Source organism: Phormidium tenue FACHB-1050 (assembly GCF_014696925.1).
Taxonomy (GTDB): Bacteria; Cyanobacteriota; Cyanobacteriia; order Pseudanabaenales; family Pseudanabaenaceae; genus Pseudanabaena.
In genome coordinates this window covers 71,725-86,086 of sequence record NZ_JACJQY010000015.1, presented here as the reverse complement: position 1 = coordinate 86,086, position 14,362 = coordinate 71,725, and the positions used below count along the sequence as shown (strand labels likewise).

Sequence of the window (14,362 nt, the reverse complement as noted above, 5' to 3'; positions counted from 1 at the left end):
CTCTTTTATGCCCAGAAATCTAAATTGAGAAGGTCATCAAGCGATCGCGTAAATTCCCATGTGTCAGGAAACTTTGTACTTTTGTATTCGGGTCGTAGTTTTTTAAGACATTGTTGATAGACAGGATCGAGAATTTTTTGATAGTCATTCTGCAAGCTGGGAGAAGTTTCCATCAGGTCTTCAATTTCGGGGCGAATGTTGCGAATTGTCCTTTCCCATCCATGATATTCAATCGGTATGTTAACGTAGCATCGTTTCATAATATGTTCGATAAGCGCCCGAATTTGACCTTTAAATGCATTTTTCTGAGCTTTTCCCAATGAGTCGATCTCCTCAATTAAGTTGGCAATATCTAATTGCTTAAAGTCACCAGTTTGCAAATGTGCGATCGTTTCTTCTGTCCATAGCAAAAAGTCGCAATCATATAATGTTGGCAGTTTTGTTGGAATTAAAGATTGTGTCATTTGCTTGGTACTCCTAATTTACTTAAGCAATCACTTTTTTAAGCTTTTTGTCTCTGGGCTATTTGCATAAGCAGGCGAAGTGTTTCATTATGAGCAACTATCAGTAAACGATTAACACTGGATAATCCAATAATAACGTAACGCTCCTCACCGTGGGAGTGAAGTGACAATAATTGCGATCACGGACTGCATCCAAAGATAATCGCACTTTCAGTAGGCATCCCCATAAACCAAAAATAGTTGTTTTTACTGGTGAGTATTGTTGAGCGAACAGAGATCACCATTACAATGGAAAATGGGCTTGCCTATAGCTTAGTAAATTTTTTGAGAACATAATCTATGAAAGCATTTGTAGCAGGGACCACAGGGCAAACAGGACGGCATATTGTCACTGAATTAGTAAAGCGTAATATTCCTGTAAAAGCTTTAGTGCGTGACCTAGAAATCGCCAAAAAAATTCTTCCACCTGAAGTGGAATTAGTGAAAGGAAATGTACTTTTTGCTGACACCTTAGCAGAGGCGATCGCCGATTGTGATGTGCTGGTCTGTGCAACAGGCGCAAAACCAAGCCTCAATGCGTTAGAGCCATATTTAGTGGATTACATCGGTACAAAGAACTTGGTGAATGCAGCAAAGGAAAAAAATATCAAACATTTTGCGATCGTTTCTTCCCTTTGTGTATCGAAATTATTCCATCCCTTAAATCTATTCTGGCTAGTACTATTTTGGAAGAAGCAAGCAGAGAGATATTTGCAAGATAGCGGCGTGACCTACACCATCGTTCGTCCTGGAGGATTGCTCAATTATGAGAAGCAAGGTGGATTAATCATGACTGGTGCTGACACTCTGTTTGAAGGAAGTATTCCACGCACTAAAGTTGCTCAAGTGACCGTTGAAGCTTTATTTGAAGAGCCCGCAAAAAATAAACTGGTGGAGATTGTGATTAAAGCAGAAGAGAGCGATCGCCCGATCGCGGAATTATTTGCTAAGGTTGCATAATAAAAAATCATGACTAAAACCATATTCATCACTGGTGCTTCGTCGGGAATTGGCAGAGCTACGGCTTTGTATTTTCAGAAACAAGGTTGGAATGTGGTAGCCACAATGCGATCTCCTGACAAAGAGACAGACCGAGCCGATAGCTTGGCAAAACTTGATCGCCTAATCTGCCTGAAGTTAGATGTCACCGATCACCAAACGATTATTGATGCAGTTGCCGAAACGATCGCTAGATTTGGGGCGATCGATGTATTGGTGAATAACGCAGGCTATGGCATGTTGGGTGCATTTGAGACTTCCACTCCTACACAAATCCAACGTCAATTTGAGACCAATGTATTTGGACTAATGGAAACTACTCGCGCAGTACTACCGCATTTTCGCGATCGCAAACAAGGAGTAATTGTAAACGTTGCTTCCATTGGTGGGCGTGTCGCTTTCCCTTTGTATAGTCTTTATCACTCAACCAAATGGGCTGTGGAAGGATTTTCGGAATCTCTACAGCATGAGCTTCTTGCGTTTAATATTCGTGTCAAAATTATTGAGCCAGGTCCCATTAAAACGGACTTCTATGAGCGATCAGCAGAACGCACCAGCAATCCTGATTTCCCAGCATATGACAAATTTAGCGATCGCATATTAACGAAACTCAATCAAATTGGCACAACTGGAGCATTGCCTGAAGTTGTTGCCAAAACTATCTATAAAGCTAGTACTGATAACTCGTGGAAATTACGCTATCCCGCCGATCCAATTGCCAAGCAATTATTATTTATTCGCAAGCTTTTGCCTGACTTTCTTTTCACTAAAATTGTGCGTCACAGTACAAATGTCTAAAACCCAAAAGAGTAATAGCGGCGCGAAGCGCCGCCATTACTCTTTTGGGTAGCCCCTGTATCAGGAAAAATCAAAACCCAAATAGTGTGAGGCGGCGCTTCGCGCCGCCTCACACTATTTGGGTTTTATGTCCTAACAAGAATGGCGACAACGTTAAAAAAAGAGAGAAGGCAAAGCCTTCTCTCTTTTTTAACGTTGTTTAGTTTGTGTCGGTTTAACAGGCTTCAGAGGAATATTATTTGCTTCCAGCCAGTCTTTCCCTACCCGAACCGTAATATCTGACTCGATATCACCCGTTGATTCGATTAAGACTTCACCAATTCCTAAAGCGTCGCGTAGTTTTTCGGCACTTGCCTTATCTCCATTTTGAGCAATAATCTGGGTCTTCGCAAGCGGCTTAGACCAGCGATCGCTAGCCGCAAATACTTGAGCATAGCCAGACTTAGACAAAGTAGTGGTGGCTTTTTTGGAGCCTTCGGGCTGAGACATACTATCTTGGATTGCCACTCTCAGAGTTTGCGGTGTGCTGACCTCAAGACTTGTATCAGCTCTCTTCATCACCCCAAAGCTTTGGTTCATGATGGTGGCAAGCCGTCGATTATCTAAAATCCAGTAGCTCAGACTGTCAAATTCTCCAGGATTACTAAATCGTCCTGGAGCCATATGCATCTGGATACTTTTGCGATCAATCTTGGATGTATAGCCAGCGAGGGCAAGTACTTCTTCCACAGAGAGATTGGTATCGATATTTTCTTTAACAATGGTCAGGACTTCAGGTAGCTTAGCGATCGCTTCAGGCTTCAGTTTTTGATCAATGAAAGCACGGAAAAATGCTTGCTGACGTTGTACCCGACCAATATCTCCTAGATCATCATGACGATAGCGCATATATTGGATCGCCTTGCTACCGTTTAATTTTTGTTGTCCCGCATTAAGGTTGATATACAGATGCTGGCTATCATCTTGATATTTCATCTTTTTCGGTACATACATATCAACACCACCAAAGGCATCGATTAATTTACCAAAACCATTAACATTGAAACGGATATAACGATCAATCGGGATATCTCCTAACAACTGACTAACAGTCTGAGCTGACAGAGATGCTCCACCTGCATAGTTGGCAAAGTTGATTTTTGTCTTGCCTATACCTTGAATATCGACGCGACTATCACGAGGAATTGATAAAACCGCAACCTTTTGAGTGGCAGGATCAAAGCGGATTAGCAACATTGCGTCACTCATCCCGTTGAGATTATCTTCGACTTCTGCTAAATATCTGCCTCTAGGCTTAGATTGAGCGTCTGGCAAGTCAGATGTGAGAATGATCGTTCCAAGTACCAAAATATTGACTGGACGAGTCAGCGTCGGTACACCTGCGATCGCTGAAGTCATGCCATCGGCGTTACGGTTAAATACGGCTGCTTCATCAGCAGATAATTGCCGTTGCTGAAAAGGTCTACTACTTAATACGAAAGCTAATCCTGCACCTAGTCCCCCTGACAACAGCGCCACAAACAACACTATAAAAAGTGTCCATTTATGTTTGAATGAAGCCGTTTTGGGCTTAGACGACTTATTAGACAAACCAGACTTACCTAAATTGATGGGATTTGTTGCCACAGGTAGGGAATACTCCTCACGACTGAACGTTTGCTTCAGCGATCGCCCACCCATGAGCGAAGATGGGACTCAACACATTGCTTACAATTTACTCAAGAACTTCGCATAAGGTTCTTAAGTCTTTTAGACTAATTTGCTTTTAACTCTAGCATTGTATTGTAACTTATCGTTACAAACTGCTAAACATCCTACCCAGAGTAGTAGAAATCCTAGTTATGCAAATTGTTTGGATGGATGATACTACATATTTTGAAATTTGGAGAATCATCACAAGCGCAAGAATTTAAAATTGGTGATCGTCGTCCCTCAGAATAAGCCTCAAAGACTTACCCCTAGCGTGAAAGCAAGATAAAAAAATGATAAGCTAATGAAAATTGTGGAGGTACAAGATAACAGTGGCAATAGATGTTGAAAATTTCGATCAAGACAACGATGTTATTGAAATAACGCCTAATCGTGGAAGTACAGACTTCTTGGAAGGTAAATATATTTGCTTACCTAAAAATCTATTAGGCGTTGTCTATCAGTGTTTGAACAAAGGAGGAGTTGCCTCATTATCTACAGGGTTAGTTTGTCGCTTAATGAGAGTCGATCAGCCAAAATGGCAAAAAGGAAAATTAAAACTCACACTTGAGTTTATTCCAGATGAACCACCTCAAGACGAATTGAGTAGTATTAGAAGCCTAAATATTGACTAAATAACAAAACAGATCATGTCTCAAGAAGAATTTCAGAAACAAGTACTAGAATCACTTGCCGAGTTAAAAACTGATGTCGAGAGGCTAGACGCAAGCATTGAAAAGTCAGACGATAAATTTGATACCTACAGACAAGCCACACAATCACTAGTTAACTTGGCATTTGGACTAATTGCCAGTGCCGCAGTAATCACAGTGGTATCCGCAGTTTTCAAAAGATAGTTGAGACGCGATCGCCTAAACTAGTATCGACATGTTGTTATCGAGATTTTTGAAAGATCTACAAGTTGATTATGGAAGTTAGATTTCGAGAATGTGATTGGTTCGACTTATGGATCTGGATCAAGTTTAGTGAAATTCCATCTCAGCAAGAAAAACAACTATTAGACGAAGTATTTAACTCTTGGTTTTTGCTGGGTAAACTAGGCGGTTTCAATGCTTGTAATATGCAGGTGCTGGAATCTGGGGTGGATGTTAGCTATTTTGACTATGACAACCAAGCTGCCGACGACGAGATGATGTCAGTTATGCATAATATGACTGACCTAGAGTATGAAAACGAATGGGCGCGGTGTTGGGTTGATCTAGGCACAACTGATGCGATCGCGATCGATACTTTGGTAAACGCCCTGCGTCAGTTTGATAAAGAATATGTCGCGATCGAAGAAGTAATTATCGGCGGACAAAACTCTGACTGGTTAGTTGAGCCTAAGAGTCTAGATGATGAAGATTATGATCGTTAAAATATTAGAGATATGCCAAGCATATCTCTAACAAAAAACTTTAGAGGAAAACTAAAATGCGCGTTTTACACACAATGATTCGAGTTGGAGATCTAGAGCGATCGCTGGATTTTTATAGCAACGTCCTCGGCATGAAGATCTTGCGCCGCAAAGACTATCCTGATGGGCGCTTTACCCTCGCTTTCGTAGGTTATGGCGATGAATCAAGCAATGCTGTCATTGAGCTAACCCATAACTGGGATACCAACGCCTATGACATTGGTACTGGCTATGGGCATATTGCTTTGGGCATGGAAAACATTTATACCGCTTGTGAAGCCATTCGTGAAAAAGGCGGTAAAATCTCCCGTGAACCAGGACCCATGAAGCATGGCACAACGGAAATAGCCTTTGTCGAAGATCCCGACGGATACAAAATTGAATTAATTCAACTCAAATAAGTTCAATTGATGCTTTGCCCCAGATGAACTTATTTGAGATTAAGAGATAAATTGTTATAAGCTGTAAAGCTGCACACCAGTAGCCTAGTCATGCGTAGACCCCGATATACAACTTCTTGGCAATCCAAGCGCAAATCTTGGTTGCGAAATACCCTACTTCTGATCCTGATTGGTTTGCCACTGCTATTGATTTTGGCGGAACTAATTGCGCGAGGAGCAGTTTTAGCAACAGGTAGTACCAACCAACTCATTCCCAATAAAACTGTGGCGATCGCCCAGTCCTACGCCTTTAAGTTGCAGGACTCAAGTGGTAATAACTACCCTGGATTACCAGATGCAGGTCAGCTCCACGTAAAGCGCAGTCCGCTATTGGGTTATGAATTGCTGCCTAGTCAGAGTAGTGATTATTGGCAAATCAACGATCAGGGCTTCCGCCAAGATTCATCAGTACCTATTGACAAACCTGCTAACGAAATTCGCGTATTTTTAGTTGGCAGTTCCACCGCTTTTACCAACATGGCAGAGAAGAACCAAAAGGCTTTGGCTTTTAAAATCGAGAAATTGCTTAACGATCGCGTCCGCGCTCAAAATAGCAGCCCCGAAAAGTTTAAGCCCAAGGAAATTCCCTACTTTGCGGATCAAATTGAAGCAATGCGGACATTGCCACCGCGTATTCGTGATGGCAGCTATCGAGTGATCGCGGCGGCGGCTCCTGGCTATAGCTCTGGCAACGAATTAGCACTGCTATCCCATAAGGTGATGGCTTATAGTCCTAATGCTCTGTTGATCCTTGATGGCTACGAAGATTTGCGATCGCCTAGCAATCAGTCTGCGCGTGAAATCGGAAACGTTGAGCAAATGTTGCGCGATCCACTCGCTCAATATCGCCAACATCAAACCCAACAATTTAATAATTGGCTGAATTCACTATATCTAGTCAAAGCATGGCAAAAATGGGTGGTTCCCGCCGATATCACCACCTTTAGCTCTGAATATCAAGCTTTTAATGCTGAGCAGCTAAGCAAAGATCCTAAAGAAATTCAAAAAAGGGTCGAACGCTATCTTTACAATACTCAGCAAATGACGAGGCTAGCTAACAGTATTCCTGCTTTGATCATTCTTCAGCCAGAAATCACAGGCAAGCAAAAATCCTTAACTAAGGAAGAAGAAGGCATTTTGAAATCTCTAGGCAAAGAGTATAGCGATCGCATCACTAATGCTTACAAGCTTACTGAACAAGCTCTAAGCAATAGTCCTCTCAAGCCAAGATTTGTTAATTTTTATCAGCTATTTCAAGATACTAACCAACAAGCCTTCATCGATCCGATCCATCTCACTGAAGCTGCCAATGATTTGCTAGCACAGAAATTGTATGCCAGCACTGAGCAATTGTTCTTAGTGCAGCCTGCCCCAAATGCGCTGAATGGAGAAGTAGAGCCACAACCAGCGCCGCCTCAGCCTGTTGTGCCTCAGCCTGTTGTGCCTCAGCCTGTGCCTTCACCTAACCCAGCCGCGACTCCTACACCTACTAACTAACCTCAACTAAGTAATAAGGAGGCGCAAAGAGCCTCCTTATTACTCTTAAAGCAAAGAATCGAGTGGCGGCGCTTCGCGCCGCCACTCGATTCTTTGCTTTTGATTTGTTCTATTGCTAGTGACTACAGCTATAAAAAAATCAAAACTGATTTTCATAAAGAGAATTGCTAAAGTAAACTATATAAGTCAGTGAGTTTAATAAATATTTATGGTAGAACCAATTTTGTCAGGCATTTGCCTCGGTCTTATTTTCATTACCCTCGGCGGACTCTTCTTTGCTGCTTATCAGCAATATCGTCGCGTCTAGTCACAACATAAAAACCAAAAAGCAGAAGAGGCTGAAAACGCCTCTTCTGCTTTTTGGTACAAACTTCAAGATTAAACTTTGATAGAAATCTTGGTTTATTCTTCTAAATCCTCAGGCTGGGTTAAATAGCGGCAAATCTCATGGATTTTCATCCGATAAATATGCGGCCAGCCCCCATTTGTCTCAATATCACGCAAAAGATTAAATAGCTCATGGCGACTAGTTGGTAAGGCTGGCTGAAATAAATCGTCACGAATGCGCTTATGGATTGATTCTAAGACTCGCAATATTTGCAAAAGATTAGCTGGATCGCTTTGCTGATCCTGAGCAATTTGCCATAGGCGATCGCTGATCGTCTCCAGCTCAGATAAATCAGCAATTTGCCCCTGTTGTGATTGGTTCTGTGATTGGATTTCTGTTTGTGCCAAGCTAAGTACCCTCGTGCGCGATAATATGATGATTGGAATTTTACAAATTAAGTCTTTAGTTAGCTAACCTCTATGGCTAGTCTAAAGCACAGCCAACTCCTTAACGATCTCAATTTAAAATCCCAAACTAGATCGTATTTTTTTACAGAGTTATCATAGGCTGCGCTTTGCGTGATCTGTTCTAACTCTAAAATACTACCCGTTAAATCCCGTTAAATTAAGAAGAGGTTATTTATGAAATTTCGTAGTTTTACGAAAGCAATTTTTACATTGTGTATCAGTTTATGTATGTTAGTAGCGAGCGGCGTGTTTGCAAGTACTGCGATCGCTGGTGTTGAACCAGGCTTGACCTACGACCAAATTGTAAATACTGGCTTAGCTAATAAATGTTCTGACATTCTTGGTTCCTCCCGTGGTGGTCGTAACTTTATTCCTGTTGGTGCAGGTCAGTCTGTTGAAATTACAGAGCTTTGCTTAGAGCCAACCTCATTTTTTGTTAAGGAAGAATCTAGCAATAAGCGCAAAAAACCTGAGTTTGTAGCTAGCAAGTTGATGACTCGCTCCACCTCTAGTCTAGATTTTGTGAAGGCAACTGTAACTGGGAACAGTGATGGTAGCCTCAGCTTAGTTGAAACTGATGGTTTAGACTATCAACCCATCACTGTCAAAATGCCTGGTGGTGAGCTAGTAGCAATTTTGTTCACCATTAAAGGTTTCAATGCCAAAACTGCTCCTGGGGTAAATGGCATCACCACATCGGTTGATTTTGTTGGTTCTACTGATGTTCCTACCTATCGTGGCTCTGGCTTTATCGATCCTAAGGGTCGTGGTCTAGCGATCGGTTATGACTCTGCTGAAGCTTTACCTGCAAAGCGTAACTCTTTTGATAACAGAAGCGTCAAGGATGACTCCACCTCCAAAGGTACGATGTCCTTACAAATCGCTAAGTTGAATGCTGATACTGGCGAAATTGCTGGTACATTTGAGACTGAGCAAACCTCTGATAATGACCTTGGCGGTGTTGAACCTAAGGAAGTAATCATTCGTGGCGTATTCTACGGCAAAGTTAGCTCTTAATCTCTAAGCAAAGCTTTTAAAAAAGGAGTGTCTTATTAATTTAAGACCTCCTTTTTTGTTTCATAAAATATAGGCTATAACTAGTTTTAAGACTAAATCACCTAATCAAGTATCTAAACTATATGCAAAAAATTATTATCAAAAACTTTGGTGCGATCGCCTATGCCGAAATCGAAATAAAGAAAGTTTTAGTTTTAATAGGTGAACAAGCTAGCGGTAAAAGTACTATTGCCAAACTTATCTACTTTTTTAAATCACTAAGAGATGATGTGTTTAATCAGATTTATCAAGACAAGGAAAGAGATTACTTTGATGAGAACTTAGATGTCATTTCAGTACTGCAAGAAAAATTTTATAATTGGTTTGGATCAACCAAAAATTTCAATAATGATTTTGAAATAAAGTTTTATTATGAATTTGAAGATGAATTTGAACTAGATAAGTCATTAACTTTAACCCTCAATGAAGATAGAACAATACGGTGTAACTTTAGCCCAAACTTTTATGATTCTAGTTTTAAGAATTCTATAAATGCAATCAAAAAAATTCTACAGAAGCATCTAGATATAGGTAGTCCTGAGTGGCTTTCTCATGAGCAAACCAAACTTGATTATGCCAATATAATTGCAAATAAGTTAAATTATTTATTTAGTTGTTATCAATCTGATTCACTATATGTAATTGCTGGCAGAAGTGCTACAGTGAGTTATTCTGAGCTATTTGAGAAATATTTATTTGAAAATGTACAATATAGATTACATAAAAACAATGAACTTGATATTTATTCAAGATCTCAAGCAGTTGATGAGATTTTAATGTTGGAATTTATCAAAAGAATCGTAAACAATAAATCGTTTTTAACTAAATATGAAAGTATTGACAAAAAATCTACAAAGCCTCAAAACCTTGATTGTGTTAAAAAGAAGGTATTTGAGATCTTAAAAGGTGAATATATCAATGACAATGGTGAAGAAAAGATTATAATTGATGCTAATAAGTCTATAGATATTCGTAACGCTTCATCAGGACAGCAAGAAGCAATTAGAATTTTACAGGATATACTTGTTGTTACAATTTTAGGATTACCACTACTGCGAATAGTAGAAGAACCAGAAACTCATTTATTTCCTGTTGCTCAAAAGAGCTTGATTGAGTTGTTAGCCTTAGTGGTAAATCAAAATGATGATAATCAGTTAATTATTACTACTCATAGTCCCTATATACTGACAGTATTTAATAACTTATTGTTTTCTCAGCGAGTTGTAGATAAGAATCCATCGGCTGAGGCTGAAGTTGCTGAACTAATACCAAAAGAATTTTGGCTAAAAGCTAAAGATTTTTCTGCCTATTCGTTAGGTAATCATTTCATGGAAGAACAAGCTGATTATTGCGAATCTATTTTTGATCTTGACATGGGAACTATCGAACAAAATTATTTAGATGAAGTGTCTGAAATGCTAGGTGGAGATTTTAATGCTTTGTATAGTATTCATGTTAGAACTTTTAGAGGAAGATGAATAGATTTGAAAGGTTTAAAGAGCATTTGTTAAATAGTTTTGACAGATTAAATGAAATATTAGAAATAGAACTTCGTGATGAGTTTTCAATAATTGATATTGAAGATAAACGGTCTTTTATTGTAGTTGATCACAACCTTGACGATAATACTTTTATAATTTGCCACAATGGGGTAAACACTATCCAAACAAATTTTGATATTACAAAATTATTTAATATAAAAAATGCTCAAACTATCGGATTTATTCCAATTGATATAGCAATCCTAATTCATTTGTGAGAAATTTGAATTTCTGAAATCCTTTAGAATAAGTTGTTAGTTTAGATACCCTCTCACAACTCATTTAGGATTGCTATAGTGGTATTGAAGAGTTAGGATTAATGAAATTATTAAATATGGGTGAAAAGCGATGTGACTTTGTTTTTTTCGATGAATATAATTTTTGTTTTGTTGAACTTAAATTAAATGCTACTAGTGAAAAAAAAAGAAGGATTAGGATTATACGAATGGATGCTATTGAGCAACTAAAAAACACGATCGCCTTGTTTGACGACAAGTTGGAAGGAAATTATGAAGGGCTGCTTCCAGAAGCGTACGTTTGTACGCCGCAAACATATCCTAGAGAAAATGCTAGTTGGCAAAATTTAGCTGAAAGATTTTTGGAAGAAGTTCGTATTGAGATTTTTGAAAAAAACGAAAAAACTAGCCTCTAAGCATTAGAGATGAAACAAAGCTTCATCTCCAATGCTTAGAGGCTAGTTTTGTAGATGTTTTTTAAAGAAATCTAGGGTGTAGCCAATTTCTAGGACTTGGTTACTGCGCTTGCTGGAGCCGTGACCTTCATCGGGGAAGATGACCAGTTGCGAGGGGATTTTTTTCTGCTCTAGGATTTTTTGAATTTGGATGGCTTCACCAACAGGAACACGGGGATCGTTAGCACCTTGAATGATGAGCAATGGGGATTTGATGCGATCGCTATAGGTCACAGGTGATAACTCAATCAGAGCATCACGATCTTTGACAGGATCACCATATTCACTGATACGGAGAATACGTCGATAGGGAGCAGTATTATTTAAAAATGTGAGCAGATTGCTAATGCCAACACTCGATACACCTGCATCATAACTACCTGCAAACTTAGACATACCCATCATCGCCGCATAGCCCCCATAACTACCGCCAACGATGCCGATTTTTGGGGTAATCCCGTTAATTTGCCAATTTTTGCGAATGTAGATTGCTGCGTCTTCGATATCGGTGATGACTTTAAGGCGATCTCGTCCATTATCAGCATTCAGCCATGTCTTGCCATAGCCATCACTACCGCGCACATTTGGCTCCACAAATACAAATCCTGCATTCACAAATAACTGCGCGTACCGATTAAATCCAGCCGTACTCTGTCCTTCTGGCCCCCCATGAAAATGCACAATTATAGGGCAAGGCTTTTCGAGAGGCTTTTGGGCAGTATTTTCACATTGGGGTGAACTATAGATAAACATGGGAATTGATACGCCATCCCGCGTTGTGTAGTTTTCTAGCTTAGCCTTGGCAAATTTGCTGGTGTCAATTTCAGGCGTGCTAGGCAATACCCATTGAGTGAGTTTCTGCGTCTGCCAATCGTAAACATAGCTGAGGCGTGGCGCTTGGGCAGTTTCCACACCGATAGTTGTAAAGCGACCATTGCGAGTGGTGGAGCCTGTATAGATCTGAACAGCATTGGCAAATTCAGGTAACTTAATTTCCTCAAAAGTATTGGCTGCGATCGCTTTAAGGCGTGTGTAACCTCCATCATTAATTGAGTACAAAATGCGCTGACGCTGATCATCAATATCAAAGTTAGATATATCTGCTTTTAGGTCTGGTGTAATTGGTGTAAATTTTTTGTCTTTGTAACGATAAAGGCGACGAAATTCTCCAAATTTGGGAGTTAATACGAGATATTCATCTTTACTAACACCATAGGTAACTCCATACTCTTCCTGCTCATTTTGACCAAGCAGTGGTGTAGTTTGGCGAGTCTTGACATCATATTCGTAATATTCGCGGGATAGACTGCCCGTTGCTTTAGTAAAGAGAAACTTCTCGCGATCGCCTGTTTCTGGATTGACAAACACATCGGCAATCCACCAAATGCCATCGCCTCCAGAGATTTGAACCTTCTTCTTAGTTTGCAAATCGTAGCGATAGATTACAACTGAGTCGGGCTTAATATCATTGGCACTGAAGTATATTGTGCGCGAATCATTACCGATATATTGGAGTGAAGTCCTTACCCCTGCTAAATGTTGAATTTCCTCTAACTCACCCCCCTTAGTGGATTGCAAATATAATCCTGGATTTTCCTCGCCTTGGCGATCGCGTGACAGGATTAAATATTTTCCATCTGGAGTCATGCCTGAAATGGTGGTAGCATCCTGTCCTCCTGTCACCTGTACAGGAAATTTTTGCGCTCCATCTAGTCGCCATACCTGCACCGTGCCCGTAATTCCCCATGTAAAAAACATCTGCTTCCCGTCGGGTGTCACCATTCCTAACCCTGGCGATCGCACATCCAAGATCGACTCAATCGGTCGCGTCACTGTTGGCGGTAATGCAGGGGGAGCATAGCGCTTGAGAATTGCAGGATCAACACTATATTTACCTAATCCCGTATATTGAGCTGCCACAGGCAAAGTGGTAAGTGTAAGGCTAGCCAGAATAATCGGAAAAAGTAGCGATCGCTTATTCATATTGGGATTTAACGGTTTAAGTTTTTATATTAAGCTACATTAATTAAAATGCCATAAGCAATTCGCAATCAAGCCCATTAAGGCTCTTGTTATGATGAGTTAGGTATATCAAATAGGTAAAGTCATGCTAGATACAGAGACTTCTATTCAAATCAATGTTAGACAATCATTAATACAAGAAATTGAACAAACATCAGATTATCTTTTAAGTGAGGTTCTAGATTTTCTTTTGTTTGTCAAAGATAAACATTCACCATTAGAGATAAAAACAGATAACTTTGAATCGGTAAGAGTTTATGAGAGTAGTCAGCAAGCGCAAATTTTATTACGTCAAGCTCAAGAGCAACTGCAACTTTCGCAGTTAGTTATCCAAAGACAGGAAAACCTTGCTCAAACTCTTCAATCGCGCATTGACAAACTTGAGCGTGAATTGCAAGATGTGCATATTAATTACGATGATGCTCCGAAGGAAAAAATCTTAGAAGATCTACGCCAGTCTTTTCAAGATGTTCAGGCAGGTAGGGTTCACGATATTTCTCAACTTTGGGACGGAATCGATGTCTAACGATGAATCCTCAATCACAATCCAGTTCACAGATGTTTTTAAACGCCAAGTTCGTGACTTAGCAAAGCGTTATCGAAAAATTAAGTTAGACATTCAGCCAATTTTTGAAAAGCTTAAAAATGGGGAATTAATTGGAGAGCAAATTCAAAAAACTAGTTATACCGTATTTAAAGTTCGCGTTAAAAACAGTGATATTCAAAAAGGAAAAAGTGGTGGTTATAGGGTGATTTATTATGTCAAATCTTCCACGAATATTTTATGTATTTTGATTTACTCAAAGTCTAAAAAAGACAATGTAACTGCGACAGAAATCAAAAAAGTTATTCAAGAATTTTATGATGAGCAACTTCAATAAAAGAGAGAAACCTCGCACAGCGAGGTTTCTCTC

At 39.8% G+C, this 14,362-nt stretch carries 18 protein-coding genes; 14 read left to right on the top strand and 4 right to left on the bottom strand.

Annotated elements, in window-relative coordinates; all coding sequences use genetic code 11:
• Positions 1 to 5: 5 nt before the first annotated feature.
• The gene (locus tag H6G05_RS11415; protein WP_190578293.1) at positions 6 to 464 is read right to left on the bottom strand and encodes a DUF29 domain-containing protein; all 459 of its coding nucleotides are present in this window, start codon (positions 462 to 464) and stop codon (positions 6 to 8) included.
• A gap of 339 nt (positions 465 to 803) precedes the next feature.
• Between H6G05_RS11415 and H6G05_RS11410 the strand changes: the two genes are divergently transcribed.
• Together H6G05_RS11410 and H6G05_RS11405 are read left to right on the top strand one after the other, a co-directional pair.
• Complete coding sequence (locus tag H6G05_RS11410; RefSeq protein WP_190578292.1) at positions 804 to 1,463, top strand: SDR family oxidoreductase; 660 nt, start codon at positions 804 to 806, stop codon at positions 1,461 to 1,463.
• Positions 1,464 to 1,472: 9 nt separating this feature from the next.
• The gene (locus tag H6G05_RS11405) at positions 1,473 to 2,300 is read left to right on the top strand and encodes an SDR family oxidoreductase (RefSeq protein ID WP_190578291.1); all 828 of its coding nucleotides are present in this window, start codon (positions 1,473 to 1,475) and stop codon (positions 2,298 to 2,300) included.
• A 189-nt stretch (positions 2,301 to 2,489) separates the two neighbouring features.
• Here the strand turns inward: H6G05_RS11405 and H6G05_RS11400 are convergent, their stop codons facing one another.
• Positions 2,490 to 3,926, bottom strand: a complete 1,437-nt coding sequence (locus H6G05_RS11400; protein WP_322096352.1) for an LCP family protein — start codon at positions 3,924 to 3,926, stop codon at positions 2,490 to 2,492.
• 395 nt (positions 3,927 to 4,321) lie between these two features.
• Between H6G05_RS11400 and H6G05_RS25840 the strand changes: the two genes are divergently transcribed.
• The 6 genes from H6G05_RS25840 to petG all read left to right on the top strand — a co-directional run bounded on the left by H6G05_RS25840 (position 4,322) and on the right by petG (position 7,650).
• On the top strand, positions 4,322 to 4,624 hold the full coding sequence (locus H6G05_RS25840; RefSeq protein ID WP_199310479.1) for a KGK domain-containing protein: 303 nt from the start codon (positions 4,322 to 4,324) through the stop codon (positions 4,622 to 4,624).
• A 15-nt stretch (positions 4,625 to 4,639) separates the two neighbouring features.
• Positions 4,640 to 4,846: a hypothetical protein gene (locus H6G05_RS11390; RefSeq protein ID WP_190578289.1), complete on the top strand. Its 207-nt coding sequence runs from the start codon at positions 4,640 to 4,642 to the stop codon at positions 4,844 to 4,846.
• Positions 4,847 to 4,917: 71 nt separating this feature from the next.
• Positions 4,918 to 5,367 carry a DUF3531 family protein gene (locus H6G05_RS11385; RefSeq protein ID WP_094534993.1) on the top strand — a complete coding sequence of 150 codons (450 nt, stop codon included), beginning with the start codon at positions 4,918 to 4,920 and terminating at the stop codon, positions 5,365 to 5,367.
• A 56-nt stretch (positions 5,368 to 5,423) separates the two neighbouring features.
• A complete protein-coding gene (gene gloA, locus H6G05_RS11380) occupies positions 5,424 to 5,807 on the top strand; it encodes a lactoylglutathione lyase (protein ID WP_190578288.1) in 384 nt (127 codons plus the stop codon).
• A gap of 90 nt (positions 5,808 to 5,897) precedes the next feature.
• Complete coding sequence (locus H6G05_RS11375) at positions 5,898 to 7,343, top strand: hypothetical protein (RefSeq protein WP_190578287.1); 1,446 nt, start codon at positions 5,898 to 5,900, stop codon at positions 7,341 to 7,343.
• A 208-nt stretch (positions 7,344 to 7,551) separates the two neighbouring features.
• The gene (gene petG, locus H6G05_RS11370) at positions 7,552 to 7,650 is read left to right on the top strand and encodes a cytochrome b6-f complex subunit V (protein ID WP_071590170.1); all 99 of its coding nucleotides are present in this window, start codon (positions 7,552 to 7,554) and stop codon (positions 7,648 to 7,650) included.
• A 95-nt stretch (positions 7,651 to 7,745) separates the two neighbouring features.
• Here the strand turns inward: petG and H6G05_RS11365 are convergent, their stop codons facing one another.
• Positions 7,746 to 8,078 carry a hypothetical protein gene (locus tag H6G05_RS11365; protein ID WP_190578286.1) on the bottom strand — a complete coding sequence of 111 codons (333 nt, stop codon included), beginning with the start codon at positions 8,076 to 8,078 and terminating at the stop codon, positions 7,746 to 7,748.
• Positions 8,079 to 8,312: 234 nt separating this feature from the next.
• Between H6G05_RS11365 and psbO the strand changes: the two genes are divergently transcribed.
• The 4 genes from psbO (at position 8,313) to H6G05_RS11345 (ending at position 11,387) form a co-directional block, all read left to right on the top strand.
• A complete protein-coding gene (gene psbO, locus H6G05_RS11360; protein WP_190578285.1) occupies positions 8,313 to 9,155 on the top strand; it encodes a photosystem II manganese-stabilizing polypeptide in 843 nt (280 codons plus the stop codon).
• 122 nt (positions 9,156 to 9,277) lie between these two features.
• Positions 9,278 to 10,672 (top strand): AAA family ATPase, encoded by a 1,395-nt coding sequence (locus tag H6G05_RS11355; RefSeq protein WP_190578284.1) that lies wholly within the window; start codon positions 9,278 to 9,280, stop codon positions 10,670 to 10,672.
• Positions 10,669 to 10,953 (top strand): hypothetical protein, encoded by a 285-nt coding sequence (locus H6G05_RS11350; RefSeq protein WP_190578283.1) that lies wholly within the window; start codon positions 10,669 to 10,671, stop codon positions 10,951 to 10,953. The genes H6G05_RS11355 and H6G05_RS11350 overlap by 4 nt, the downstream gene beginning before the upstream one ends.
• Positions 10,954 to 11,054: 101 nt before the next feature.
• Entirely contained in the window at positions 11,055 to 11,387 is a 333-nt protein-coding gene (locus H6G05_RS11345) for a hypothetical protein (RefSeq protein ID WP_190578282.1), read from the top strand.
• Positions 11,388 to 11,429: 42 nt separating this feature from the next.
• On the opposite strand, the gene H6G05_RS11340 is transcribed toward H6G05_RS11345, so the two are convergent.
• Positions 11,430 to 13,409 carry a S9 family peptidase gene (locus tag H6G05_RS11340; protein ID WP_190578281.1) on the bottom strand — a complete coding sequence of 660 codons (1,980 nt, stop codon included), beginning with the start codon at positions 13,407 to 13,409 and terminating at the stop codon, positions 11,430 to 11,432.
• Between the two features lie 124 nt (positions 13,410 to 13,533).
• Here H6G05_RS11340 and H6G05_RS11335 point away from each other — a divergent pair, with 124 nt between their 5' ends.
• Both H6G05_RS11335 and H6G05_RS11330 read left to right on the top strand, forming a co-directional pair.
• Positions 13,534 to 13,974 (top strand): hypothetical protein, encoded by a 441-nt coding sequence (locus H6G05_RS11335; RefSeq protein WP_190578280.1) that lies wholly within the window; start codon positions 13,534 to 13,536, stop codon positions 13,972 to 13,974.
• A complete protein-coding gene (locus H6G05_RS11330) occupies positions 13,967 to 14,329 on the top strand; it encodes a type II toxin-antitoxin system RelE/ParE family toxin (RefSeq protein ID WP_190578279.1) in 363 nt (120 codons plus the stop codon). Before H6G05_RS11335 ends, H6G05_RS11330 begins: the two co-directional genes overlap by 8 nt.
• The last annotated feature ends 33 nt before the right edge of the window (positions 14,330 to 14,362 follow it).